The 25,790-nt window shown below is 60.1% G+C and carries 24 protein-coding genes and 1 pseudogene; 12 read left to right on the top strand and 13 right to left on the bottom strand.

Going from position 1 to position 25,790, the window contains the following annotated elements; translation table 11 throughout:
- Window positions 1–2: 2 nt before the first annotated feature.
- Complete coding sequence (ispF, locus tag NSJP_RS18810) at window positions 3–494, top strand: 2-C-methyl-D-erythritol 2,4-cyclodiphosphate synthase (RefSeq protein ID WP_080888404.1); 492 nt, start codon at window positions 3–5, stop codon at window positions 492–494.
- 17 nt (window positions 495–511) lie between these two features.
- The gene (gene cysE, locus NSJP_RS18805) at window positions 512–1,165 is read left to right on the top strand and encodes a serine O-acetyltransferase (protein WP_080888403.1); all 654 of its coding nucleotides are present in this window, start codon (window positions 512–514) and stop codon (window positions 1,163–1,165) included.
- Window positions 1,166–1,253: 88 nt separating this feature from the next.
- Here cysE and NSJP_RS18800 read toward each other — a convergent pair whose 3' ends face one another.
- From NSJP_RS18800 to NSJP_RS18790, 3 genes are all read right to left on the bottom strand, one after another.
- A complete protein-coding gene (locus tag NSJP_RS18800; protein ID WP_080888402.1) occupies window positions 1,254–1,568 on the bottom strand; it encodes a PsiF family protein in 315 nt (104 codons plus the stop codon).
- Between the two features lie 176 nt (window positions 1,569–1,744).
- The gene (truA, locus tag NSJP_RS18795) at window positions 1,745–2,485 is read right to left on the bottom strand and encodes a tRNA pseudouridine(38-40) synthase TruA (RefSeq protein ID WP_080888401.1); all 741 of its coding nucleotides are present in this window, start codon (window positions 2,483–2,485) and stop codon (window positions 1,745–1,747) included.
- Between the two features lie 27 nt (window positions 2,486–2,512).
- The gene (locus NSJP_RS18790; RefSeq protein WP_080888400.1) at window positions 2,513–3,802 is read right to left on the bottom strand and encodes an N-acetylmuramoyl-L-alanine amidase family protein; all 1,290 of its coding nucleotides are present in this window, start codon (window positions 3,800–3,802) and stop codon (window positions 2,513–2,515) included.
- A 116-nt stretch (window positions 3,803–3,918) separates the two neighbouring features.
- On the opposite strand from NSJP_RS18790, the gene NSJP_RS18785 reads away from it, so the two are divergent.
- On the top strand, window positions 3,919–4,437 hold the full coding sequence (locus tag NSJP_RS18785) for an NYN domain-containing protein (RefSeq protein WP_172834476.1): 519 nt from the start codon (window positions 3,919–3,921) through the stop codon (window positions 4,435–4,437).
- Here the strand turns inward: NSJP_RS18785 and NSJP_RS18780 are convergent.
- Together NSJP_RS18780 and NSJP_RS18775 are read right to left on the bottom strand one after the other, a co-directional pair.
- Window positions 4,424–5,203 carry a TatD family hydrolase gene (locus tag NSJP_RS18780; protein WP_080888398.1) on the bottom strand — a complete coding sequence of 260 codons (780 nt, stop codon included), beginning with the start codon at window positions 5,201–5,203 and terminating at the stop codon, window positions 4,424–4,426. The genes NSJP_RS18785 and NSJP_RS18780 overlap by 14 nt on opposite strands.
- Window positions 5,204–5,247: 44 nt before the next feature.
- Window positions 5,248–6,306: a 3-deoxy-7-phosphoheptulonate synthase gene (locus tag NSJP_RS18775; RefSeq protein ID WP_080888397.1), complete on the bottom strand. Its 1,059-nt coding sequence runs from the start codon at window positions 6,304–6,306 to the stop codon at window positions 5,248–5,250.
- A gap of 167 nt (window positions 6,307–6,473) precedes the next feature.
- Here NSJP_RS18775 and NSJP_RS18770 point away from each other — a divergent pair, with 167 nt between their 5' ends.
- The 4 genes from NSJP_RS18770 (at window position 6,474) to NSJP_RS18755 (ending at window position 10,683) form a co-directional block, all read left to right on the top strand.
- Complete coding sequence (locus tag NSJP_RS18770) at window positions 6,474–6,806, top strand: hypothetical protein (protein WP_080888396.1); 333 nt, start codon at window positions 6,474–6,476, stop codon at window positions 6,804–6,806.
- Window positions 6,807–6,905: 99 nt separating this feature from the next.
- Window positions 6,906–9,329: a TonB-dependent receptor gene (locus NSJP_RS18765; protein ID WP_080888395.1), complete on the top strand. Its 2,424-nt coding sequence runs from the start codon at window positions 6,906–6,908 to the stop codon at window positions 9,327–9,329.
- Window positions 9,330–9,494: 165 nt separating this feature from the next.
- Window positions 9,495–9,938: an energy transducer TonB family protein gene (locus NSJP_RS18760; RefSeq protein ID WP_080888394.1), complete on the top strand. Its 444-nt coding sequence runs from the start codon at window positions 9,495–9,497 to the stop codon at window positions 9,936–9,938.
- A 169-nt stretch (window positions 9,939–10,107) separates the two neighbouring features.
- On the top strand, window positions 10,108–10,683 hold the full coding sequence (locus NSJP_RS18755; protein ID WP_080888393.1) for a phosphatase PAP2 family protein: 576 nt from the start codon (window positions 10,108–10,110) through the stop codon (window positions 10,681–10,683).
- A gap of 1 nt (window position 10,684) precedes the next feature.
- Here NSJP_RS18755 and NSJP_RS18750 read toward each other — a convergent pair whose 3' ends face one another.
- Complete coding sequence (locus NSJP_RS18750; RefSeq protein WP_080888392.1) at window positions 10,685–11,650, bottom strand: CobW family GTP-binding protein; 966 nt, start codon at window positions 11,648–11,650, stop codon at window positions 10,685–10,687.
- A gap of 9 nt (window positions 11,651–11,659) precedes the next feature.
- Window positions 11,660–12,598, bottom strand: coding sequence for a cation diffusion facilitator family transporter (locus tag NSJP_RS18745; RefSeq protein WP_172834475.1), 939 nt, complete (start codon window positions 12,596–12,598; stop codon window positions 11,660–11,662).
- A 172-nt stretch (window positions 12,599–12,770) separates the two neighbouring features.
- Here NSJP_RS18745 and NSJP_RS18740 point away from each other — a divergent pair, with 172 nt between their 5' ends.
- The gene (locus NSJP_RS18740; RefSeq protein ID WP_172834474.1) at window positions 12,771–14,201 is read left to right on the top strand and encodes an ArnT family glycosyltransferase; all 1,431 of its coding nucleotides are present in this window, start codon (window positions 12,771–12,773) and stop codon (window positions 14,199–14,201) included.
- Between the two features lie 7 nt (window positions 14,202–14,208).
- Here NSJP_RS18740 and NSJP_RS18735 read toward each other — a convergent pair whose 3' ends face one another.
- The 6 genes from NSJP_RS18735 to tmk form a co-directional block, all read right to left on the bottom strand.
- Complete coding sequence (locus tag NSJP_RS18735) at window positions 14,209–15,738, bottom strand: B12-binding domain-containing radical SAM protein (protein WP_080888389.1); 1,530 nt, start codon at window positions 15,736–15,738, stop codon at window positions 14,209–14,211.
- The gene (locus tag NSJP_RS18730) at window positions 15,735–16,529 is read right to left on the bottom strand and encodes a glycosyltransferase family 2 protein (protein ID WP_080888388.1); all 795 of its coding nucleotides are present in this window, start codon (window positions 16,527–16,529) and stop codon (window positions 15,735–15,737) included. The genes NSJP_RS18735 and NSJP_RS18730 overlap by 4 nt, the downstream gene beginning before the upstream one ends.
- Window positions 16,530–16,627: 98 nt before the next feature.
- Window positions 16,628–17,485 (bottom strand): hypothetical protein, encoded by an 858-nt coding sequence (locus NSJP_RS18725; RefSeq protein ID WP_080888387.1) that lies wholly within the window; start codon window positions 17,483–17,485, stop codon window positions 16,628–16,630.
- Window positions 17,482–19,491 carry a methionine--tRNA ligase gene (gene metG / locus NSJP_RS18720; protein ID WP_080888386.1) on the bottom strand — a complete coding sequence of 670 codons (2,010 nt, stop codon included), beginning with the start codon at window positions 19,489–19,491 and terminating at the stop codon, window positions 17,482–17,484. Before metG ends, NSJP_RS18725 begins: the two co-directional genes overlap by 4 nt.
- A gap of 78 nt (window positions 19,492–19,569) precedes the next feature.
- Complete coding sequence (gene holB, locus NSJP_RS18715; protein ID WP_080888385.1) at window positions 19,570–20,598, bottom strand: DNA polymerase III subunit delta'; 1,029 nt, start codon at window positions 20,596–20,598, stop codon at window positions 19,570–19,572.
- On the bottom strand, window positions 20,588–21,271 hold the full coding sequence (gene tmk, locus NSJP_RS18710) for a dTMP kinase (protein WP_080888384.1): 684 nt from the start codon (window positions 21,269–21,271) through the stop codon (window positions 20,588–20,590). Before tmk ends, holB begins: the two co-directional genes overlap by 11 nt.
- Before the next feature lie 132 nt (window positions 21,272–21,403).
- Here tmk and NSJP_RS18705 point away from each other — a divergent pair, with 132 nt between their 5' ends.
- The 4 genes and pseudogenes from NSJP_RS18705 to gatC all read left to right on the top strand — a co-directional run bounded on the left by NSJP_RS18705 (window position 21,404) and on the right by gatC (window position 25,782).
- Entirely contained in the window at window positions 21,404–22,072 is a 669-nt protein-coding gene (locus tag NSJP_RS18705) for a DUF502 domain-containing protein (RefSeq protein WP_080888383.1), read from the top strand.
- Window positions 22,069–23,523 (top strand): annotated as a pseudogene (gene glmU / locus NSJP_RS18700) (bifunctional UDP-N-acetylglucosamine diphosphorylase/glucosamine-1-phosphate N-acetyltransferase GlmU); the annotation flags it as partial. The gene NSJP_RS18705 and the pseudogene glmU, both read left to right, overlap by 4 nt.
- Window positions 23,524–23,626: 103 nt before the next feature.
- The gene (gene glmS, locus NSJP_RS18695) at window positions 23,627–25,456 is read left to right on the top strand and encodes a glutamine--fructose-6-phosphate transaminase (isomerizing) (RefSeq protein ID WP_080888381.1); all 1,830 of its coding nucleotides are present in this window, start codon (window positions 23,627–23,629) and stop codon (window positions 25,454–25,456) included.
- Window positions 25,457–25,494: 38 nt separating this feature from the next.
- A complete protein-coding gene (gene gatC, locus NSJP_RS18690; protein WP_080888380.1) occupies window positions 25,495–25,782 on the top strand; it encodes an Asp-tRNA(Asn)/Glu-tRNA(Gln) amidotransferase subunit GatC in 288 nt (95 codons plus the stop codon).
- The last annotated feature ends 8 nt before the right edge of the window (window positions 25,783–25,790 follow it).

Below are 25,790 nucleotides of genomic sequence, written 5' to 3'. Positions count from 1 at the left end.
GTATGTCGAAGCAATCAGGATGGCGAGTCGGATACGGCTATGACGTGCATCCCCTGGGGGCCGGGCGCAAGCTCATCCTGGGCGGCATAGAGATTCCCCACAACAAAGGCTTGCTGGGCCATTCGGACTCCGATGTGCTCGTGCATGCCGTGTGCGATGCCTTGTTGGGCGCAATGGGAGAGGGTGATCTTGGACGGCACTATCCGAGCTCCGATCCCAAGTACAAGGGCATTTCCAGCCTGAAATTGCTGGAAGACGTCATCGCCAAGCTCACAAGCAAAGGATATCGAATCGGCAACATCGATACGGTGATCGTTGCGCAGGCGCCCCGTCTGGGGCCCCATTTGCCGGCCATGCAGAAGAAGTTGGCCGAGGTTTCCGGAATTGCCCAGGATCTCGTCAACGTCAAGGTGAAAAGCGGAGAAGGACTGGATGCGGTCGGGAAAGAGGAGGGTATGACGGCGCACGCCGTTTGTTTGATTGAGCCGGTGTGACGGCGTACACTGACTCGATGTTCAAGGCCATCAGACAGGACCTGCAGGCGGTCTTCGATCGAGACCCGGCAGCTACCGGCCGGATGGAGGTCGTCGTCACCTACGCCGGCTTTCATGCGTTGGTGGCCTACCGGGTTGCGCATTGGCTGAAAGTCCGCAACGTGCCCTTCATCCCCCGGCTGATTTCCCAGATTGCCCGATGGGCGACCGGCATCGAGATCCATCCGTCTGCCAAGATCGGAACCGGATTTTTCATCGATCACGGTATGGGGGTGGTCATCGGCGAGACGGCGGAAATCGGTGATCACGTCACGCTGTTCCAAGGGGTGACGCTGGGAGGCACCGGGAAAGAGCGCGGCAAGCGCCATCCGACCTTGGGCAATCACGTCCTGGTCGGAGCCGGCGCCAAGATCCTCGGAGGAATTACCATCGGAGACAACGTGAAAATCGGCGCCAATTCCGTTGTCCTCAAGAGCGTGTCTCCGAATTCGACCGTCGTGGGGGTACCGGCCCGCGTGATCAAGAGCCAGGGGGACCGGCTGCCGGATGCGACGATGGACCAGACCAATTTGCCCGATCCGATCAGCGATCGATTCCTGGCCCTCGAACAGGAAATAATCCAACTGCGCAAGAAGCTCGAAAACCGCGACGTCGTCCCTCCTCGATCGTAATCCCGCACAGACTGTCCATTGACGGGCCTGCTTCGAGCCGTTGCTGCCGGGGGGCACAGGAAGACCTGCGCCCCCCGGTGCCGTCGTTTCAACTTGAAAGACAGCCGCTCATGAACTGCTTCCGCTCTTCTCCCGCAAGTTTTTTTTCTCCCGCCTCCTTGTTGCACGTCTTCATCTTTTCCTGCTGAGCCGTTTTCCCTCCCGTGCCCGATTTAGCCGACAGGCATTCTTTCATGAATGCTTGCCTCGCTTCTCCTTTGCCTTCTCCCGACAAGCCCTTTTCGTCGGCCGCCGTGTTGCAGGCTTTCATCTTGTTCTGCTGCGCAGAGGCGGCTCCGGCTGCTGGAGCGAATCCCAACGCAGCCACGAAACAGGACAGCGCGATCAAACCGGTGATCTTCATCGGCGGCACTCCTTTGTGAGTAGGTGGACGGCACGGAACGCGTCCGCGTTGGTTCTGTCTTCGACCATGAGACGGGCTTGCAACGGATTGGTCGCCGTACAGAGACGATGTGGACGCATGATTGGCGGCGCAACTATAACAAAGCGCCTGGAGGTTGTCTGTATAACAGCGCAGATTTATTGGTGGTAATCGACGTGTAGGAGAAACAGACCGTGAGCTGGTGCGGTTCGTCCGGCCTTGGTGCGGTCTTTGGCGGCAAGCATTACCGGTATTTCCTCGGCGCTTCGTTGCCGGAGGCCCACTTCTACCAGGGTCCCGACCATGGCGCGAACCATGTGTTTAAGGAAACGGTCGGCGTAGGCTTGGATCAGAAGGTACTCGCCGTCACGATCGATCGACAGCCGTTGAAGGTTGCACATAGGGTCTTCATTGTCGGTCAGCGAACCTTCGAACGACGAGAAATCCCGCGAGCCGGGGAGCAACGCGGCGGCTTGCTGCATCGCATCGGCGTCCAAGGGTTTGTGAAGGTGCCATACGTAACGCCGATCGACGGCCGAGCGAGCCGGCCGGTTGAGAATGCGGTACTCGTACAATTTTCCGCTGGCCGCATAGCGCGCGTGGAAGTCGTCGGGCATGAGGCCCGCGGAGCGGACGGCGATGTCCTCGGGCAACCTGGCGTTCATGCCCTTGATCCACTCCCGCGGAGTCCAGTTCTTGTCGATCCGAAAACTGGCGACCTGTCCCAATGCGTGGACACCGGCGTCGGTGCGTCCCGCTCCCACGATCGACACGTCGATCTGCGTCAGACCTCGTACGGCCGTTTCGAGCGCCTCTTGAATGGTCGGCTGGTCCGGCTGCCGTTGCCAGCCGGCATACGCGGTGCCGTCGTATTCAACGATCAGTTTGACGGTGGCCATGAGATCAATGAAGAAGTGATTCGCGGGTTATCGAAGCGGCTGCTTCGATGCGGCCAGGTATACCCGCACGCCCTCGTGCAGCGATTCGGCGACACGGGTGGTGAATGTCTGATTCCGAAGCAGCTCTTCCTCGGCCGAGTTGGAAATATAGGCGATCTCCGCCAGGATGCTCGGCATGCTCGTGTAGCGCAGAACGTAAAAGGGCGCGGTTTTGACGCCGTGATCGACCAGTGAATAGTGGCCGTTGAGGTGCGAGACCATCGCCTCCTTGGCGGTCCAGGCGAGTTCCAGGGATGCTTCGATCTTCCTCGTCGTGAGCAGGTCCGCCACCAGATATTCCCATCCGGCCCCCGTGCTGCCCAGCGGTGTGCCGTTTTCCCGCGCCGCCACCTCAAGCGCCCGCTGATCCTTGGCTTCACCGAAGTGATAGATCTCGATGCCCCGCACTGAACGCTGGGGGTGGGAATTGACATGGATCGAGACGAAGAGATCCGCTTCATTGCCGTTGGCAAATTTTGCACGGTCTTCCAGTTCCACGAAAACATCCCGCTCGCGGGTCATGAGGACGCGCAGCCCCGGCTCCTTGGCGAGAAGATCGCGCACCTTGAGCGCTACCTTGAGCGTAATGTCTTTCTCCTCCGTCCCGCGCTGCCCGTGCGCCCCCGGGTCCTTGCCGCCGTGTCCGGGGTCAATGACGACCGTGGTAAACGGTTTGGCGCGCGGCGGGACCGGCTGGGCGGGCGGGGAGAACGGCAGGGGTACCTCAACCTGATCGGGACCGGGCGAAATGTCCATGTGCTTCGACGGCACGACGTCAACCACCAGCCGGGGAGGATTCGAGAGGGACAGCAGCCTGTAGGACTCAAACGTGCCGGCCGGCAGGGCGATGGAGACGGAGTTGTCGGAGCCTTGGGTGATGATGAAGGGTTTGGCCAGCGAGCCTCGCGTGAGTTTGGCCTGTGCTGACTTTCCCAGCGCGGCGCGCGGGATCTCAATGACGATGCCTTCCGTCTGCAGAGCGGGTTTGGCGGGGGTACGGGTGGCATGATCCAAATCCAGGACCAACCGGGTCACGTCTGGGGAAACAGTCGTACGGAGATTGTGGATGGTCGTGATGCCGAGCGTCGTCGGCGTCATGCTGATGCGCGAATTGCGGCTGCGTTTGGATCCGCTCGGTTGATCAGGGGCGGAACGAGTGGATTCGGCCGACGCCGTGGCGGGACCGGGGGCATCGTAGCAGCCCGGACCGGTCAAATTGATCGCAACGGCGATGACAAGAATGCGCCAGAGGGCCAACGGCATGACGAAGCTCGACATAATGGGGATGTCATCTATGTCTCAGAAGTCCAACGGCTTGTCAAGGGTGCGGCGGGATTTGCGCGCCCGTCGAGGTTGACAGTCCGGGACCCCGCGCGTAGGGTTTGCGGATGCCGATGCATCTCATCGTCGACGGGTACAATCTATTGGCCGCGATGGGCGGGCAGGATCGCCGCAACGGGACACAGCTGGCGGCGGGCCGCGACGGTTTGCTGAGGGATCTGTCGGCCTACCGGCACCGAAAAGGGCATGCGGTGACGGTGGTATTCGACGGCTGGCAGTCAGGGCAGCCCTTCGAGGGGCGGGAAGATCGTCTGGGGATTCAGATCGTCTATTCGAAGCGGGGGGAGCGAGCCGACCAGGTGATTCAGCGGCTTGCCCAGGAATTCGGATCCGATTGCGCCGTCGTCAGCTCCGATCGAGAGGTCACTGACTATGCGCGGGGACATGGAGCGTTTGTGATGGGGGCGCTCGAGTTTGCCGGAAAACTCTCGTCCGTTCCGGTGAGGACAATCGTCCATAAAGAATTGGATAGGGGGGATGAGCCTCCGCGGCGCGGTCCGGAGAAGCGGGGCAACCCCAGGAAGCTGCCAAAGTCGGCCCGTCGGCGGGGGCGGCAGCTCAGGCGATTTTGAACAGCCGTTTGGCGTTGTCCGTGGTGACTCGTTCGATGTCTTCGAGCGTGAGGCCCGCCTGCTCGGCGTGCAACGCCGCCAGTTGTCTGGCGACCAGCGACACATAGGCCGGTTCGTTTCGCTTCCCCCGGTGCGGTACGGGGGTAAGGTAGGGGCAGTCCGTTTCGATCAAGAGGCGGTCCAGCGGCGTCTGTTTGGCGATGTCCCGCAGCATGGACGCGTTGTTGAAGGTCAGGATCCCGGAAAACGACAGATAAAATCCAAGCTCCAGCGCGTCCTTGGCCAGCCACGCGTCTCCTGAGAAACAGTGGAAGACTCCGCCGATCTCCGAGGCCCTTTCTTCCTGCAAGATCTTCACGGTGTCTTCTTGCGCCTCCCTCGTATGAATGATCACCGGCAGACGTAATTCCCGCGCCAGTCGCACCTGCTCACGAAACCGATCGCGTTGCTGCTGGGGGGATGAATGGTTGTAGTGGTAATCGAGCCCGATTTCGCCGTAGGCCACGACCTTCGGATGCGCGGCGAGCCGGCGGAATTCATCGTACCAGCCGTCGTCGATGTGCTTGACCTCGTGAGGATGGACGCCGATCGACGCGTAGACGGATTCATAATGTCCTGCCAAGCCCACCGCCGCCCGACTGGTCGCCAGGTCGCAGCCGATGGTGACGAAGGTTCCGACACCGGCTTCGCGCGCGCGGGCCACCGTCGCGTCGCGATCCGCATCGAAACGGGGGTCGTCGAGGTGCACGTGGGTATCGATGAGCATGGAGCGGTTCCAGGCAGGGTCGGTGGGAGTGGGGACCGCGCCGGCTAGGCCGGCTTGGCCACGATGGCGTCGGCCAGTTCCCCAAGCAGCTGTTCCGTCTCTCCCCATCCAAGACAGGCGTCGGTAATGGAGACACCGTGGGCGAGCGCTTTCCCCTGTTGCCATGTCTGCTTGCCGGGGAACAGATTGCTCTCGAGCATCAGGCCCATGATGGAAGAGCGGCCTTCTTGAAACTGCCGGACCACTTCACGGGCGACCAGGGCCTGTCGCCGGTGGTCTTTGCTGGAGTTGTCGTGCGAGCAGTCGATCATGATGGGGCGCGCGATGCCTTCGCCGGCCACCGCGGTCTCGGCCTTTGCCACATGCTCGGCGTCATAGTTCGTTTTCCCACCGCCGCCGCGAAGGACGATGTGCCGGTCCGGGTTGCCCAACGTCTTGATGATGGAGGTCTGCCCGTCGGCATTGATTCCCAGGAAATGATGGGGGGTGCGCGCCGAGATCATCGCGTTCACCGCCACCTGCAGGCTTCCTTCCGTGCCGTTCTTGAAGCCGACCGGCATGGAGACTCCACTGGCCATTTCCCGGTGGGTCTGACTCTCGGTCGTCCTCGCGCCGATCGCGGTCCAGCTGATGAGGTCGGCGATATATTGCGGGCTGATCGGATCAAGCAGCTCAGTCGCGCAGGGAAGTCCGCGCCGGTTGATCTCGAGGAGGATCGTTCGAGCCAATTCCATGCCGACGGCAATATCGCAGGTGCCATCCAGATGGGGATCGTTGATCAGCCCTTTCCATCCGATGGTCGTCCTCGGCTTTTCGAAGTACGTGCGCATGACGATGAGCAGCCGATCGCGCAAGGAGTCCGCCGTCACTTTCAACCGGTCGGCATACTCATAGGCGGCATCAGGGTCGTGGATCGAGCAAGGCCCGACGATCACGACGAGGCGGTCGCGATCAGCGCCATGAAGAATTCGGCGGATCGCCTCGCGAGTTTCGACGACCAAGGCTCCCGCGTGATCGGTAATGGGCAGCTTGGTCTTGATGGCGCGAGGGGAAGGCAACGCCTTGATTTCTATGACGTGTTGATTATCGAGCGGTCGGTTCATGATATGGTGGTAGGTTCCGCCAGGTTCAGTGGGTGGCGCAGCATAACGAAATGTGTGGGAAATGTCTACTAGTCACAGTATAAACTATTGAAGTCACGCCTATAATTCTCAACAAAGTCGATAGGTTTGACAGGGTTCCGAGCACTATGCTAGAGACTCCGCCTTCCATGAATCCTCTTTTTCCCAAAGGCCGACGATCCGAAGTATGGCGCAGCGGTCTGTCCGTCTGGCTCATGCTGCTACTCCTCACGATGGCGCCGTTCGCCGTCGCTCAGGACGTTCACCATGAGTTGGCAGCGGCGGACGACGACGGACATGAACATTCGGATGCCGATCTCTGCCAATGGGTGCAGCACCATACATCGGGATCACTCGATTTCAGCGGGCCGGTGTTCACCGTTTGGGAAATAGTCCGCCACTACGAGGTCCCGCCGCAGTCGCTTCTTCTGTCCGCTGAGTGTTCCTCCGCCGGTCCTTCTCGCGCACCTCCTCGCAGCTAATCGCCGGTCATCGCAACGGGCTCTGGTTTGGCTCCTGGGGGCCACCGGTGCGTTGCTCGATTCAGTCACATTCATCGGCGGTTGGATGAGGAGGTGGCAATGCATCGCATTGCGCCCGTTCATACGTGTTGGCGTGCCTGTCTGGCAATTTCCCTGTTGGGCGTCGTCTCGGGTACCTGGTCTGCAGCATCACTGTATGCGGAAGAGTTGTCGCCTGTTCGAATCATTACCGGTACGGTCCAGAATCAAGATCTGCGTCGAGTGGATCAGGCAATCGTGCAGGTGCGCGATCAAGAAGGAACCGTCGTCACGCAGGGCGTCACGAATCAGGCCGGAGAGTTTTCCCTGACGGTGCCTGAAGACGGCTTGTTCTCGATCAGCGCCGTGCAGGACACCTATAAGAGCGAGTATATGGTGGTGAAGGTCGGCGCCGAGCCGCCCGCTCCGGTGACGCTGACCCTCTCGATGACTCAGGAAATCGCACTGGAAATCGTGTCTCCGTTACCGGCCATCCAGTACAAGGCGTCGAGCACGACATACCAATTGAGCCGGAAAGAGGTGGAACTGTTGCCGCGCGGCAACAACAACGACGTGTACGAAGTGTTATTGACGATTCCCGGTGTCGCGTACGGAGCCCTGAAACAAACGCACATCCGTCAAGATCACGCAAACCAGCAGTTCCGTATCGACGGCATTCCCATACCGGATACGGTGACCGGTGCATTCGCCGACATCGTGCCCCCGCGGGCATGGGAGCGGTCCGACCTCATCTTGGGCGGCATGGAAGCCCAATATGGAAACAAAACCGCCCTCATCCTCGACATCACCAGCAAAAGCGGGACGAAGCCGGGATTCGGGTCGGTGCAGCTGTTCGGAGGGTCCAACGAAACGGTGAACCCGTCGTTCGAATACGGAGGAGTCCTCGGCGAGAAGGCCAGGTTTTATATCCTGAACAGCTATGTGACGACCAACCGAGGAATCGAGCCGCCGACATTAGGGCGGCCCAGCTACCATAACCAGAGCGAGAAGAATAACACCTATCTCCGCGGCGACTATCAGCACGATAATCGAAACAACTTCAGCTGGATTTTTCTCGGTTCGGTGGCGAAATATGAGATTCCGACGATACCCGGCCTTGAAGCGAACGGTGATGTATTGGCGTTACTGCCGGCCGGATTTGCGCCGGCGGCCTCACAGTCCGTCAATCAGTTTCAGAAGGAGAACAATCAGTACAGCCAGCTGGTCTGGCGGCATGACGTGAATGCGAACAACTTCTTCGGTCTGGGGTTGTACTTCCGGCGCGGGGTGGCGGACTTTCAGACCGACGCGTTGAATGCCCTGGCCTATGCAGACGACGTCAATACTGCGCAGACGGCCAGCCAGAAACGCACGGCGTACTCGGGTGGTGTACGTCTGGACCATACCTGGATTCCGAACAGCCAGCATTTGGTGAAAGGCGGGATTCAGATCGACTACAGCCGGGCGGACAATTCCTCTCAGCTGTTCGCCTTCGACACGAGCGGAGGCGCACCGGCCGGTCCGGTCGTCACCCGGGAAGCTTCCAATACGAATATTCAGACCAGACAGGAGTTCTGGCTTCAGGACCAGTGGAGCCCAAACGAGCACTGGACATTGAATCTGGGTCTGCGCGGCGATGCGATTCAAGGATTCTATAACGAAGGTCAGGCCAGCCCGCGTATCGGCGTCACGTACAAATACAACCCGTCAAACGTCTTTCATGCCTATTACGGCCGGCTCTTCACCCCGCCGAATATCGAACAGGTTGCCTTTGTCAATCTCAACACGCAGAACACCACGGCGGCACCGGATGATCCGACCGGGTTTCGGCCAAGATCCGAGCGGGCGCACTATTTCGAGGTCGGGAGCTACCACGCCCTCAATGAGTATGCCACGCTGCAGGTTGCAGGATACTACAAGCTGTCCCGATATCTGTCGGATGCGGGGCAGTTCGGCTCCACCCCCTTGATGAATTTTTTCGCGTTCGAACGGGGATGGCAGGCGGGCATTGACGGGGCATTGAAAGTACAGGTCGGCGAGAATCTGACGGGACGCGGAAACGTCTCCTATGGACAGTGTAAAGGCTATGGACTGCAGTCGGGGCAGTTTTTGCTCGATCAGGCGGAGATCGACGACATCAATTCGAAAGGCGGCGTCTTCTGCGACCACTCGCAGTTCGTGACCAGCAACGCCATGCTGAGTTACAGACTGTGGGAGCGGACGACGATCTCCGGCCAGATGTTATACGGGTACGGTCTGAGGACGTCCGAGGAGGGAGCCAAGACGAATTCATCGCATGAGCCGTCCTACACCGTCTATAATGCCTCGATCACCCATGTCGTGCCCTTGCCCTGGGACAACCAGAAGATGTTGTTGGGGTTCGATCTGATCAATGTGTTCAATGAGCAGTACTTCTATAACTCCGGCGAGGGGAGCATCGGCCTCGGGATTGCCCATGCGGGCATGCCGAGGTCGTTCTTCTTCCGAGCCCAATGGTTTTTCTAGGCAGATGCCGAACAAGGCTTCCCGCGGCGTTCTCAGTCGTCTGAATCACTCGACGTACAACGAAGAGTACGCCTCGTGGTTCAGATTCCTTGCGGCCTTGCTGGAAGACCTTGTTGGGCATCTGGTGGAGCATGATGACAAATTCGTATTCGGGCTGCAGGGATCATGAAAATTCTGACTCGTGTCGCCATGCTTAACGTGGTTGCCCTCCTCATCTGCACACTGCCAGTCTCCGCGTTCGCGGTGGCCAGTGACGAGGCTACCCATCAGAGCGATCACCAGGAAGACGTGTTGGAATTGCCGGAAGTCCATGTGCATGGGCTGTCGCTCAACAAGGACCAGCAACTTGGGCCGGTGCCAAAATCCACGCCCTGGCCCCGGATTCCTCCCGCGCTCGAAGGCACCATTCTCGATGACTGGATGAAAGCCCGGGTGTTGGTTTCCAAGGCTGCCAAGACCACGGTAATCGTATTGGAGCCCGCCAAGCATCGGGAGCTGACACAGGCCGGCATCGCCGCACTCAACAAGTGGACATTCGATCCGCAGATGAAGGGTGATGATCCTGTCGACGGCGAATTGACGGTCCGTATTCACTTTCGGACCCGCTGAAGCGGTTCGAGTGGTTCATCGGCATCGTATCGCTAACACGCAACGTATCTGGAACCGTGCGCCTCGGGCTCTCGCTCGCGGCAGCCTTGCCAACGAGCCGCTTGAACCACCTCATTACGAGCGCGCTCCCGATATCGCCGATTGTCCTGCCTCATGTTAAGATGCCCGCGTGAGTTGGGATGAAGCTCTTTTCCGCGCCGTCAACGGCCTTGCCGGGCGGTCAGGTATCCTGGACTGGCTGGCGCTCTCACTGTCCTCCCCCGACCTCCTCTGGGGCCCTGCCGTCATCCTGGGGGGGTACTGGCTGTGGCTGTCCCGGCAGGAAATGATCATCGCCGCTCCTCTCTTGGGCGGCGTGATCGGGGTCGCCGATTTTCTAGGTGCCCGTATTAAGGGGTTGGTGGCCCGGCCGCGGCCTTGTGTTGCGCTGCCGGACATTCACCAGATCGAGACCTGCGGGAAAGCCTTCGGGTTTCCCTCCAATCATGCAATCAACACCGCAGCGGCGGCCGCCTTCCTCCATGTGCTATACCCGCGATCGGCCTGGATCAGCTGGCCCCTTGTGGCGGTGATCGGGCTGGCCCGCGTCTTCATCGGCGCCCACTACCTGACGGACGTACTGGGCGGCTGGCTGTTGGGCGGCCTGTTCGGGGCGGCGACGGCTTGGGCGCTGCTTCAATGGCCGAGATTCCGCCGCCGTCCGCTTCCTTCCACCCCCTCCGTCGGTGTTGTCGCGAAACAGTGAGTTAGCTCGTTGCCGGCTGTTCGATGCAGGCCAGGAGACCGTCGACGCAGCGGTCCACGTCGTAGTTGCGTCCGATCATCACGACGGCGTGATTTGGTTCGTCCAGCAACATGATCGGTGTGACGGTGGCGGACGCCGGCGGCGCATACTGTAATTCCTGCAGGTTGTGGTCTCCGAGAAAGCGGAAGAATCCTTTCGCCCGCTCCAAGTCCTTGGGCAGAGTCTTCGCCCAATCCAACAGGCGCCCGCGGTTGACGGGACCGGGAAGACGCACGGTGGTCGCGATGGGATGATAGCGCGCACGCACCTGTTCGCCAGGCGGCCGTGCTGTACCGAAGACTACGTTGGTGTGGGACGGCTTGATGGACGTGCGGGGCGCCAGGAGCGCGTCCGGATCGATTCGGGCATGGCTGGTTTCCCAGAGCCGGGCGAACGGATTGTTCCGGACGATCGATTCTTTGAACTGTTCCCAATGCCCGGGGACATACAGGTCGCGCTTGTTCAGAATCAACTCGTCCGCGCACCGGATGGCCTGGGTGGTGACGAATCGGCTGGAGTGGCTTTCCTCTCCGGCGACCGGATGGAGCAGCGCGATGACCCGTTCGAGCGTGGCGAGCCGCGACGTGTACAGATCGGTGACGGCGTCCACGACTTCGACCGGATCCGCCAAACCGGAGCATTCCAGGACGATCAAGTCCGATGCATGATCGTGAACCAGCTGCGCAATACCCCACGAGAGGTCTTCCTTCGTATCGCAGCAGACGCATCCACCCGCCAGGTTCATCACCTGTTCGGCGATGGTGCCGGCACGCGGACCGTCGATACTGACCTCGCCGGCCTCGTTCATGAGGACACCCGCCCGTTTCCCGGCCGACTTCCAATGTTCGAGCAGCCGCATCAGAAGCGTGGTCTTGCCCGCTCCCAGGGACCCGCACAGCAGATAAAACGGCACAGGAGAAGAGGTCATGGCATCGGATTAGTGGTGGACGTGCGCGGAGGCGACGGCTGAATGCTGGTCCCTCAACGTGTTGAGATTGCAGTGCACCGTATCCGGATGGGCGCAGCTGGTCTCCAACTGAATGGTCATATGTTTGATCCCAAAGTCTCCTGTGATCCGATCACGGATCGTCTTCAACAGCGCCGTGGTGTCCATGGAATCTTCGGTCAGAATGTGACACGTGAGCATGATCAGCCGAGGTTCGATGGCCCAAATGTGAAGGTCGTGGACGTTCGCCACACCCGGGATGGATTCGATCGTCGCGGTGACGTTCGAGGCGTTGATGCCGGGCGGTGTCGATTCCAGCAGGACCTCAAGCGATTCCTTGAAGATCGGCCAGGATCCGTGAACGATGGCGGCTACGACGAAGATGCTGATGAGAGGATCGAGCACGGTCCAGCCCGTGAGCAGGATGGCCCCGCCGCTCACGATGACGCCGAGCGAGACCCAGGCGTCGGCCAGCATGTGCCAGAACGCGCTACGGATGTTGAGATCGTCCTTGGCGCCTTGTTGGAGCAGCAGGGCGATGCCGAGATTGGCGGCGAAACTGACGGTCGCGATGCCCATCATCCAGGCGCCGTTGACGACGACCGGTTCGAACAGACGCGTGATGCCAATGATCAGAATTCCACCGGCGGTCAACAGCAGGATGAACGAGTTCAGGAAGGCGGCGATCATCCCGGCCCGGTGGTAGCCGAAGGTCCGGGATTCAGTGGCGGGTCTCGAGGTGAGGAGGTGCGCATACAATGCAAGAAACAGCGATCCCTGGTCGACCAGATTGTGGCCCGCGTCGCTCATGAGGGCGATGCTGTTCAACAACCAGCCTCCGGCGAATTCACCGACGATGACGACGGCGTTCAACGCAAGGGCGAGATGCAGACGGGAGCGTAGATGGTGGTAGGCGGCCAGGGACGTCATCGGTTTCAGTGTCGCATGAGCAGGGCGTGGCGGCAAGTCTGGCAGCAACGAAGACGGTTCCGCTCCGCGACTCGGATTCGTATTTCCCTGGACCCTCGGGATGCCCTTGTTAGAATGCCGGAGAGGCGGTTTCGAAACGACTTTCGTCTGAACGCGCATCCCAGCATACAACGTGACATGGCTTGCTACAGTCCTGCCGACCGGAGGCGACCGCCTGCGGCGGGCATTGGTAGTGGTCGTCCTGTTCAGCATACTCAGCAAGCTCATGCTGGGGGCACTGGTCTTCAGCCTCAATCCTGACGGCATCTTCGAGAGTTCCGATGCCCACGAATATCATCAGCTCGCGCTCAATATGGCGCGGTATGGGACCTTTTCGCGGTCGGTGAATCCTCCACTCGACCCCGAAATCATACGGACACCGGCCTATCCGCTGCTGCTTGCCGGGCTGTACCAGGTCGTGGGCATTCGTCCTCACGCCGTCATCCCCGTCCAAATTGCATTGAGCGTGGTGACCCTGCTCGCAGGTTTTCGGATCGCCTGCCTGCTCTTCGGTCCCAGGGCGGGCCTTCTCACGGCGGTCTTCCTCGCCTTGGACCCCGTCTCGATGTATTACTCGCAGGTCATGCTGACAGAAACTCTGTTCGGGACGGCCCTTACGCTCTGTCTCCTCGGTATGGTGCAGGCGATCAGAATTCCGTCGCCTCGATATCCGTCATGGGCAGGCGTCTGCCTGGCGGCGGCGACCTATATCCGTCCGACCGGCTACTATCTTGGACTCCTGTTGCCGATGGTGCTCTTTCTGGCGATTCAGCGGTCCGGTGGATGGCGCCGGGCGCTCGCATCCGCCGCACTCATGGGCATCATATTCTTTGTGCTGGTCGGGGGGTGGCAAGTCCGCAACTATGTCGCCACCGGTTCGACGGCGTTCAGCCAAGCCAAGAACCAATACCTCCTCATCGCAAAGGCTGCGGCCATCGTTGCCATGCGCGACGGCGTCTCCCTTCAGGAAGCCCAGCAGCGATTGGCGGATGAGCACGCAGCGTCTCTGCCGCCGAAATTTTTCCCTGCCTCGCAGGCTCTCCTGTTGGAAAGTCAGGGACAATTTGCGCAGTCCGTCATCGCCGCGCATCCGGTCCTTCTAGTGGTGACGACATCGCGCGGTATGGCGGCGAATCTCTTGGGACCGTCGAACATGGCACACTTGCTCGGGTCGGACAATGTGGCGCTCCGCGACGCCTTCCTTCAGCGAGACTTCGCACGCTTCCCTCCGAGCTATTGGATGGCGGCTCTCTCGTCTTGGACCGTGGGAGTGCTGTTTCTCGGGATTGTGTATGGCGGCGTGGTGCTGCTGTTCAAGCGAAAGGGGTTCAGGAACGGAGACATCGCGTTGTTGGTCCTGACCGCCGTCTATGTGATCCTGGTGAGCAGCGGACCGGAAGCCTACAGTCGTTTTCGGATGCCGATCATGCCGATCCTATGCGTGCTGGCGGCGGGAGGCTATCTGTGCCGGGGCGTGATCGAACTCGGTGAATGCGACGACATTCCTCGGGGCGCACTGGAACGGGCGGTTGATGCCGGACACGCGGCGAGGCGTCTCTCATAATCGGCTTCTACCGTGACGGCAGAATTCTGAGCGTCCGGTTTCCCGCCCGCATGGTTGACGGACTCGATGCCCGCAGGATGAACGGGGGAAGCGATCCCTGTCCCATGGAATGCTCGTAGCGAAGACCGGGATCGGCGGGGTTGAAGGGAAGAGCGAGTTTCGCGCGCACGTCGGTTTCCAGCTCGTCACGCAGCTCGACCAGCCGACCGCTCGTCAGATAGTCGGTATAGACGAAGGCGGTATAGTTACCCGGCGCTCCCTTATAGTATTCGGCGACGTGACGGTAATCCACCTCGACACTGTGTAGCCGGTCTTGTGATCCTCGGCACGTGTAGGTCCAGGTGCCGGGGGACGTTTCGACCGCTTCGTCGAAGTAGGGCGTCCCCGGATAGGTCGTGATCACGGTCGCGTCGAAGTCGTCGGGACCGGTTTCGACGAGCCAGTCGCGCGTCGCCTGGACCGTTTCCTCTGATTCGCCGGGATGGCCCAGCGACATCAACGCCTTGACCTTCAAGTGATGCCGCCGGGCGATGTCCATGCACCGGGCGTTTTCTTCACGCGTGGCCTGCTTCTGGATATTGTCCAGGATCCGTGGGTGAGCGGATTCAAAGCCGACCAGAATCCATCGGAAACCCGCTTCGTACATCGCACCGGCCTGTTCGTCCGTGAACAGCTCGGCCTTGATGAATCCGCGAAGGCGAAACTCGATTCCCAATCGCTGCTGGGTATTGGCGATCAAGCTCATGAGCGAAACCATCTTGGGATTCACGTTGAGTTCGTCGTCGTACAGCATGAATCCGGTCACGCCGTATGCCTGGTACAGATGCACCATCTCGTTGACGATGTGTTCCGGCGATCGTGTCCTGATCCGGCGCAGCGACGGACTCGTTCGCCCTCCGCAAAATCCGCAGCCGAACGGGCACCCCAACTGGGCGATCATGGAGAGGGCTCGTGTGCCGTCGATGCTGAACCGGTAGGACGAAACGTCGACCAGATGGCGAGCCGGAAAGGGCAGGCGCTCGAGAGCGGCATGAGTCAAAAATCGCTGAGACCTGGGATCATCACCGTCGATGATACCGGCAGGGGCCTCCTGCAAAGCTTCCAAGACGGCGAATTCTCCATCTCCGGCCACGAGGACGTCGAACATACCGGTCAATTGTTTGACCGCTCGTGCCGCACGTCCGATGACGCTCCGCTTGCGTTCATGCTTTGCCGCCGCACAGACGAGGGTCGCATGCGGTCCTCCCAGGATAATCCGTGCGGTCGGGCGCAGCCGGCGGATGGTGCGATGGATGCTCGTGGCCGCCGGCATCTGCGGGGTCGTCGCGGTGAGACCGAAACATTGTGCGGGGCTGATCTCGAGATGGGCCGCGAGCGCCTCCTCGTAATTGGATACCCCGGACAGGTCCAGTAGTTCCACGGTGACGCCTTCCTGCTCGAGCACCGCGGCGACCTTCAGAATTCCTAGGCTCATGAAGACGCGCTCGTCCAGGAGGAACAGCGAGGGCGGAATGATAAGGCAGACGTGATCGATCATGAAGACGGGTCGGACCTATATCGCCGCGTACCGATAGGCGCCGGCCCCGTGACCTCCAAGGGATGGAACCGCCATTTCACGATGGTCCATAGGATGATGAGGCCGTGACGCCAGGTGATCTTCTTTCCCTGCGAGTATGTCCGCGGGTTGTACCTGATCGGCACTTCGCGAATGCGCATGTGCTTTCTCAACAGTTTGCAGATCAGCTCATTGTCGAATTCGAATCCGGTGGCTTCAATGGGAGTGTCCAGCAGATGTGACCGCAGAAATGCCTTGTAGCACCCTTCGTAGTCCGTGAATCGCCTGCCGTACAGGATATTCGTCACATGCTGGATCAACAGATTTCCGATGTAGTGATTCAGATAGGGTGACTTGTGTTGACCCCAAAACACGGGTCGCTCTCGGAGAAAGCGCGATCCCATCACCACGTCGCACACGCCGTTCAGAATCGGTTCGATGACGGCGGGGTAGTCCTCGGGAGCGTATTCGAGATCGGCGTCTTGGAAGATGACGACCTCGCCCGTGGCGGCTCGGATGCCGGTAGAAAGAGCCGCGCCCTTGCCTGAGTTGACTGAGTGACGGATGACCTGGATTCCGGTCAGACGGTCGAGAATCCGGGGCATGTCGTCGTCGGAAGCGTCGTCGACGACGACGATCTCCTTTGAAATGTTCCCGAGGTCGACGGCACGGATGCGCTCGACCACCGCTTCGATGGTCTCCGCTTCATTGAAGGCGGGAATGATGATCGATAGCTTCATGACGCGCGTGTCGGCGATGCCCTTGGTGAGCATCTCGTGGTCGGTGGAGAATGTCAAACAAATCAGCTATTTGTCGGCAGGGTAATCGGATGTCGAGGAGTGGAACGGAATGAAACCGAACGTGTCATCCGTCAGTGACGCAAAGCCGGGTTCAATCGTTCGGTGATGACTGGATAGGTGGCGGTGCCCATGCCGGAATTTCCCGTGGAGAGATCGGTGGCCACTACACGCAGCATGATGCCGTCCGGGGCGTCTTTTACCGCCGGGACGAAAAAGGGAGCTTCAAAGCTGCTGCTTTCCCCGGAGTAAAACATCTGGAGGCGCTCCACGATGCGGTTGCCGATCAACACTTCTCCGTAAATGGTGATCTTGCGCGAATCCCAATCACCGTGGGGACGGACCAGGGTTCCGGACAGGGTGCGAACGGATGCCCTGAGCTTCGCATCTTCCTTCGCGATGAGCGAGTCGCCCGGCTTCGGACGTTCGACCTGGACAAGATACCCGTACAAGTGCAGCACGATGCCGTCGTTCGTGTGGTCTTGTCCCGGGACCAAAAGGACGGTCTCGGTCGTCCGTTGCATCGAGGCGGGATGGGCGAGCGGACCCTCAGCTGAAATCTCCACGAAGGTAGGGCGGTTCAATTCCAGCGTCGTCGTAAAGGCCGCAGAGGGCCGTGAGCTGTAGATCGGTTCCTCCATGGTTCTTGGCGTCCGCATGATTTGATTCTGATCACCGGCTTCTCCCTGCTGAATGCCGGTCGCCAGAATCTGCTTTGTCGCTGCGTCCGCGATCGTGACCCGGGCGCCTCCCACTTCGCGGCCGATGACCATCGCGCCATGGGCGACGACCCGCACCACGATCGTGGTGGCTTTCGGTTCGTTGAGATGCGGATCGGGAGGAGGCTCTTCTTCCGCAGGGATCGACCAACCCTGACTGGGAATCAGGAGGGCCATGAGAAGAAGTGTCAGGATGCCTGCCGGCTTGGTCATTTGACTTTGGTTCCCGGCTCGACCTCCTCCAGGATGGTGACGAGGCCGCGCACCTCGCCATCGCCGGCAGCGAGCACCATGCCCTGCGATTCAATGCCCATGAGTTTTGCCGGCTTCAGGTTGGCAACGATGACGATGGTCTTGCCGATCAGGGATTCGGGATCATATTTCTTGCCGATGCCGGCCACAATTTGACGCTCTTCCGTCCCCAGCGAAACGCGGAGCTTCAGCAGTTTTTCCGATTTCGGGACCCGCTCGGCCGCGAGGACCTTCGCGGTCTTGAGCTGGATCTTCATGAACTCGTCGATGGCGATCTGAGCGGGAGCAGCCGGAGCCGCCGGTGTCGGCGCGGCGGTGGCCGAGGTCGGTGCGGTGGGGGCCGATTGAGACGGGGTGGCGGAGTCGTTCACGGGTTTGGCTCCTTCTGGATTCGGTTCAACGCGTGGAAAGAGGGCGGGCCCCTTGTGAATCTTCGTTCCGGCTTGGAGCCCGCCCCACTCGATGGTGTTGCGTAACAATGGTACGGTGAAATCAATGTTCAGGCCCAACTGCTCCGCGATCTTCTGCGCCGTGGCCGGCATCACCGGATAGAGATAGAGACTCAATATGCGCAGGCACTCTGCAGCGCTGTAGAGCACCGCGTGCAGTTCGGGACGCTTGACCGGGTCTTTCGCAAGTTTCCAGGGTTCATGCTTGTCGATGAATGTGTCCGCATCGGACGCCCGGCTCGCGAGAAGGAGGAGGGCGGTGTTGAATTCAAAACCATCGAACAAGACATCCAGTCGGTCTCCCAGTGCTCGGAGGGACTCTCTCGCCTGAACGAGGAGCGGATACTGTTTCTGCGCCTCCTCGCCGTCGAGATAGTCGTGAGGGACGTCCGGAATCGTGCCGGCGCAATTCCGTTCGATCATCGTCAATGTTCGGCTCAAGAGGTTGCCGATTCCGTTGGCCAGATCGCTGTTGATTCGTCTTGCCAGACCCTGTTCTGAAAAATCCCCGTCCTGACCGAAGGGGACCTCTCGGAGGAGGAAATATCGAAAGGGATCGACGCCGTAAACTGCCGCCATTTTGTTGGGATCAACCACGTTGCCGCGACTCTTGGACATCTTTTCTCCATCGACCGTCCACCAGCCGTGCGCAAAGATCGTCTGCGGCAAAGGCAAATTGAGCGCCATCAACATCGTGGACCAATAGACGGCGTGGGTGGTCAAGATGTCCTTGCCCACCAGGTGGAGATCCGCAGGCCAATACCGGGCGACGGCCGGCGAGGGCAATTTATACTCGAGGGCGGAGAGATAATTCACGAGCGCGTCAAACCATACGTACGTGACGTATTGCGCGTCGAACGGCAGTTCGATGCCCCATGACAGCCGGGACTTCGGCCGCGAGATCGAGAGATCGCCGAGCTTCTGCGTCTGAAGAAAGCCCAGGACTTCATTGCGGCGCGGCTCGGGACGCACGAACCGATCGTGTGTCCTGATGTAGTCGATCAGACGATCCTGATATTGCCCCATCCTGAAAAAATAGTTGTGCTCGCTGATCTGTTCGACGGGGCGTTTGCAATCCGGACAGAGGCCGTTTTCGACGTCCTTCTCTGTCCAGAATCGTTCGTCGAACGTGCAATACCATCCCGTATACGAACCTTTGTAAATCAAGTCTTTATCGAATAGCTCTTGAAGATATCGTTGCACTATTGATTTGTGCGGTGCATCAGTCGTCCTGATGAAGGCGTCGTTGGAGATATTGAGGCGGGTCCAGAGGTCTTGGAACTGAGGCGCAAGCTTGTCGCAATGCACCTGAGGATCGATCCCCGCCTTGGCCGCGGCTTGCTGGACTTTTTGGCCGTGCTCGTCGAGACCGGTGAGAAAAAAAACATCGCGGCCTTTCAATCGCCGGTAACGGGCCAGCACGTCGGCGGCGATGGTCGTATACGCGTGACCGATATGGGGCACGTCGTTGACGTAGTAGATCGGGGTGGTGACGTAGAAGGTGTTTTTTGCGCTCATGGGCAATCGACCAGAAGATACCAGGTTGCACGGAATGAAAGCTACGCGGTCAATGGAAGGAGCCGAGTCGACTGGACGTCAGGATGACGGGACGGGAGTCTGCGGGAAGATCGCGTCACGCAGGCGGAGGAGGATGTTCTCGAGGGCGATTTGGAGATTGACGTGCCGGCCGGACTGTTGCTCCGTCTGCTCAATATCCTGAAGCAGCTGGAGAAGAGAATCCGTATCCGCCTGGCGTGCACAGGCTTCGAGCGCCCGAATGTGCTCGGCGAACAGGAGTTGGTCAGGATCCCCTCCCACTCGGACGAATACGACGTCTCTGATCCACCGGGCCAGCCACGTCAGGGTGTCTTGCGCACGTTCGGATTTGTGGAGTGATTCGGCAGCGGTGAGCAATAACGCGCTCGATTGCAGGGTCTGCTGGTTGACCAGTTCCAGGATTTCGCGCTGTCGGGTACGGAGTTGTCCCGCATCGGCTGAGAACGCCTGCCCGATACGCCCCTCGCTGAAGACGGCCAGCAAGCGAGCGTCCGCGGGGTTCTTCTCCCGATCGCGAATGAGCGCCGCTTCCACCCGTGTCCATGACGGAACGCCGAACCGGAGTTGCTGGCATCGTGAACGGATCGTCGCCGGCAAGGCGTGGGGCCGGCTTGAGACCAGCAGAAACAGACTGTGGTCCGGCGGTTCCTCCAGGGTTTTCAAAAGGGCGTTGGATGCGCCGATGGTCATGCGGTCCGCGTCGTCGATGAGACAAATCTTTCGCTCGCCGACCAACGGACGGTACACCATCTGCTGCTCGAGGTTGCGAATTTCTTCGATCTTGATCTGGGGTACGGCCAATTCCCGGTCCGGCTCGATCACGAAGAAATCCGGGTAGGTGCGGGCCTCGATCTGCAGGCACGAACGACAGAGGCCGCATGCGTCGGGCGGCTTCGCCGTCTCCATCCGTTCGCAATTGAGAGCTTGGGCGAATCGAGACGCCGTCAGCCGTTTTCCGATGGCGACGTCTCCGTGAAACAGATAGGCATGGGCCAGTCGCCCGCCGCTTGCGGCGGTTTGCAGGGCGGCGATCGTCGCCTCGTGCCCGATGACCTCATCAAACGGCATGCACCCCTCGCCGGTATCCTACATACCGCGCCGCCCACCGTAGTGCAAGCGGCTCGATCTCGGCTCGAATGTCCTCGACGCACCGGTCCGCATGGATCACGGTGATCCGTCCCCGTGCCTGTTCGGCCAATGCGAGAAAGCCCCGGCGAACGCGCCGGTGGAATCGCGTCGTTTCGCGGTCCAGACGGTTTTGTTGCCCTCGCGCGGCGCGTCTGCGTGCCAAGCCGATGGCGACGGGCAGGTCCAGCAGGATTGTGAGATCCGGTTGGAGTCCATCCGCGGCTACCGCGTTGGCTTGCGCCAGCCATTCTCGATCCAGCCCGCGGCCGAATCCTTGGTAGGCCATGGTTGAATCGGAAAAGCGGTCGCATAAAACCACAGCGCCCCGCTTCAGCGCCGGCTTGATGACCTGAGTCACGTGCTGGCTGCGGGCTGCGAGGATCAACAGCGCTTCAGCTTGTACGCTGATCGGCTCTTTCCGTTTGGAAAGCAGCAGGACAGTACGGATGGCTTCGGCGATCGGAGTACCCCCCGGTTCTCTGGTAGTGACGACTCGGCACCCGGCTTTCCGCAAGGCCGTCGCGAGGTATCGGATCTGCGTAGTTTTACCGCTCCCTTCGGGGCCTTCAAGGGTAATGAACAGACCTCGGTGAATCCACGTCCGTGCTTTCATCGAATCAGGGGCCTCGCAGGGGGGAAAAACGGGCGGAATCGTAGTCCAAGTTATTGAAAATAGCAAGAAAAGGCTTGCGAGGCTCTCCGTATACTCTGTATGATGTGATGCTACCTCTACGGGCGCGGTTTCATGCTGAAAGCCTCGCTAAAACGCTACTTTCTGACGGGTCTTCTGGTGATTACCCCGATCTGGGGGACTGTCCTCATTTTGAAGACGCTTTTCGTGGCGGTGGACGGCATTCTCGGCAACCTGTTGGCCGAGATGGTGCCGAATCATTATGTGCCGGGACTGGGCATTCTTGCGCTCATCGTATTGGTGTTTGCGACTGGTTTGTTTGCGGCCAATTTCATGGGCAAGCAAATCGTCAAGGTATGGGAAGGGTGGCTCAATCGCGTGCCGCTCGTGCGCGGGATCTATTCGACCCTGAAATCCATGATGGATATTCTCTCGTTTTCCGAACGGGGGTCGTATCATCGCGTCGTCCTGATCCAGTTTCCAAAGAACGGCCACTACTGTTTTGCCTTTGTCACCGGAGTGACGAAAGGGGAGATGCAAGAGATTACACAGGATGCATTGGTTCACGTCTACGTTCCCACCTCGCCGAACCCGACGTCCGGATATTTTCTGCTCGTGCCCGAGCGGGAAGTGACCTCCGTCGATATTAGCGTGGAAGAGGCGATGAAGCTGATCATATCCGGGGGGCTGTATTCACCCACCCCGTCGCTCGCCGCGACCGCCTCGGCCGAGGCCAAATGGGGTTCGATCAAACAGCCGGATCCGGGAGTGCCCATCGGATGAGTCGTTCGACAGAAGCAACAGCGTCGGTTGCCGGCGGTCACGCCAGTGTTCCGGGACTTGCCGTCGTGGTCATGGCGGCGGGACTCGGCAAGCGAATGAAGTCCAAGCATCCGAAAGTGCTCCATGCGGTGGCCGGGCGAGCGATGGTGATGTATTCCATCGACGTGGGCTTGCGAGTGGCCGATCATCGGGTGGCTGTCGTCGTCGGCCATCAGGCCGAGCGGGTGCGACAGGTCATCGAAGGCGCCGTAGCGGCCCCTGAGGGTCGGGCGGTGGCGATCGTCGAACAGCGCGAACAGTTGGGAACCGGCCACGCCGTTTTACAGACCAGACCCGTTTTCGACGTCCCGGGGCAACCGGCGCCGGCTTGTTACTTGATCCTCAATGGCGACACTCCGCTGCTACGGGAAGAGACCGTCCGGTGTCTGTTGCAGGTGCATCAACGCGAGCGGGCCGCGGTGACCATTCTCACGGCGAACCTAGAGGATCCCAGCGGATACGGACGTGTCGTCCGCCAATCCGCCGACGGACCCGTCTCGCGTATCGTCGAAGATCGTGATGCCGGTCCGGCCGAAAAAGCGATCAGAGAAATCAATGCGGGCACCTATGTGGTCGACGGCCCCTTTCTCTTTGCGGCGCTGGACCGGCTGGACCCCAGCAACGCGCAAGGGGAGTATTACCTTACCGACATTCTGCAAATGGCGGTCGCGCAAGAGCGTCGAGTATGCGCGGTCGCGCTCGATGATCCAGACGAGGGCTTGGGTGTGAATTCACGCCGGCAGCTGGCGGAGGCCGAATTGGTGCTGCGCCGTCAGATTCGGGAACAGTGGTTGGACGCGGGGGTGACGATGATCGATCCCGCCTCCACCTGGATCGACGCCGGAGTGTCGATCGGCAAGGATACCGTGCTTCATCCGAACGTGACGCTTGCCGGCGGGACCGTGCTCGGGGAGGAGTGCATCGTGCATTCTTTCACGCGGTTGACGGATTGTACCGTCGGCAACAGCGTGGAGATCCTGGGCCATTGCGTGTTCCGCGAGGCGCGCGTCGACGATCATGCGACACTGGGACCATTTGCGCACCTTCGTCCCGGTGCGATCGTTCGCAGAAAGGCCAAGGTGGGGAATTTCGTCGAGATGAAGCATGCGGAGTTGGGCGAGGGGTCAAAGGCCAACCATCTGACGTACCTCGGAGACGCCCGGATCGGGAAGGGCGTGAATATCGGTGCGGGAACGATCACCGTGAATTACGACGGAGTCAACAAGCATCAAACGGTCATCGGGGACAACGTGGCCGTCGGAAGCGACACGCAGCTGATCGCGCCGGTCACGGTCGGGGCCGGCGCCATCATCGCGGCCGGGACGACCGTGACGGACGATGTGCCGTCGGACGCATTGGTGATCGCCCGTGTGCCTCAAGTCAATCGTGCGGGCTGGGCCGCGCGTCGTCGCGCGCTGTTGTCGTCGCCGCAGGATGCCCGCGCAGCATCGCCGGCCAAAACATCGAAGCCGCGGCCGTCTGCGAGCCGGGCCAAGCGACGGAGGTAAGTCGCCTATGTGTGGAATCGTCGGATACGTCGGCGATCAGGAAGCGGTCCCGATCCTTATCGGTGGACTCGCGAAACTGGAATACCGCGGATATGATTCTGCGGGAGTCGCGGTGTTGCAAGGCCAGAAGATCGAAGTCCGGCGGAGCGTGGGAAAGCTGGCGAACCTCCAAAAATCGCTCAAGGAGAAGGAGATCGCCGGCGCGGTGGGAATCGGCCACACGCGGTGGGCGACGCATGGGAAACCGTCCGAACAAAATGCGCATCCGCATCGGTCGAAAAGCTGCGTCCTCGTGCACAACGGGATTATCGAGAACTATCAGCCGCTCAAGCAGCAGTTGGAGCGCGAAGGGTACAAGTTTCACTCGGACACCGATACGGAAGTCGTGGCCCATCTCATCGATAAGCACATGCAGAAGGGATTGGGTTTGGCTGACGCGGTCCGGGCGGCGACGAAGGAAGTGCGAGGAAGTTATGCGTTGGCCGTGATTTCCGAGCAGGAGCCCGGGACCTTGGTCGCGGCGAGGTTGGGGTGCCCGCTGGTCGTCGGCCGAACGAAAAACGCGTCTTTCGTCGCCTCCGACGTGATGGCGATGCTGGCGCATACGCGCGACGTCACCTATCTCGAGGAAGGCGACGTCGCCGTCGTCACCGCTTCCGATGTGCGCATGACGGATGTGGAAGGCCATGCCATGGCCAGGAAACCGTCCAAGATCACCTGGGACGCGGCGGATGCGGAGAAAAGCGGATTTCCCCATTTCATGCTCAAGGAAATCCACGAGCAACCGCAGACGATTCTGGACACGATGCGCGGACGGTACTCGTATGAAACCGGCGAAGCCGATCTGCCGGACATCGGATTGACGCCCAAGGAATTTGCGGCCGTGGACCGGATTTGGATCGTGGCTTGCGGAACCTCATGGCACGCAGGTCTGGTCGGTAAGTATCTCTTCGAGGACATGGTGCGGACTCCGGTTCAAGTCGATATCGGGAGCGAGTTCCGTTACCGCGACCCGCTGGTCGGCAAACGGGACCTCTTCCTGACGATCTCTCAATCCGGCGAGACCGCCGATACTCTTGCCGCCGCACGGGAGGCCAAACAGAAGGGCGCGCGCGTCGTATCGATCGTCAACGTCGTCGGCAGCACCCTGGCCCGGGAGTCGGACGGCGTGTTGTACACCCATTGCGGCCCAGAAATCGGAGTGGCGTCGACCAAGGCGTTTACGGCTCAATTGACCGCGCTCTACCTGATGGCGCTGCATCTGGCCCGCGTCCGCAACGTGATGAAGGAAGCGGACGGCAAAGCCTGGCTCGATCGGTTGGTGCGCCTCCCCGTGCTGGTGGAAAGCGTCCTGCGGCGTGAGGCCGAGATCGTGGCGATCGCCAAACGATATTACAAAAAACGCAATTTCCTCTTTCTGGGCCGTGGCATCAATTATCCGATCGCATTGGAAGGTTCCCTCAAGCTCAAGGAGATTTCCTACATTCATGCGGAGGGGTATGCGGCGGGCGAGATGAAACATGGCCCGATCGCCTTGATCGACCGGGACATGCCGGTGGTGGTATTGGCTCCGCGGGATCGGTTGTATGAAAAGACTGTCAGCAATCTCATGGAAGTCAAAGCCCGCCACGCTCCGGTTATTGCACTTGTGGCCGAGGGGGAGCGAGAATTAGGAAAGACCGCCGACGCGGTCTTTACGATTCCCGAGACCCATCCGCTTATTTCGCCGATCCTGTTCACCATTCCGCTGCAGTTGTTGGCCTATCACATCGCAGTCCTGCGCGGCGCGGATGTGGATCAGCCGAGGAATCTTGCGAAGAGCGTGACGGTCGAGTAGTGGGATGTTGAACATCCCGAAGCCACGGGGAGATAAGGGTGGAGATTACCAAACAGGAAGTCGAAAAGGTGGCGAAGTTGGCGCGCCTGGCCATCTCTCCGTCCGAGCGGGAGGCCTTCGCCAGGCAATTGAGTCAGATCCTGACCCACGTCGAGACGTTGAATCGATACGACACCGCGGGTGTCGAGCCGACGACGACGGTGCTGGAACAAGCCAACGTGTTTCGAGAAGACGTCGTTCGTCCGTCGTTGCCAGCGGATCTCGCGCTGGCCAATGCGCCGGAGCGGGAAGCCGACGGATTTCGCGTGCCGAAGATCATTGAGTGATTCGAAGA

It is taken from the genome of Nitrospira japonica (assembly GCF_900169565.1).
Taxonomy (GTDB): Bacteria; Nitrospirota; Nitrospiria; order Nitrospirales; family Nitrospiraceae; genus Nitrospira_C; species Nitrospira_C japonica_A.
This window is presented reverse-complemented; position numbering and strand designations above follow the sequence as displayed.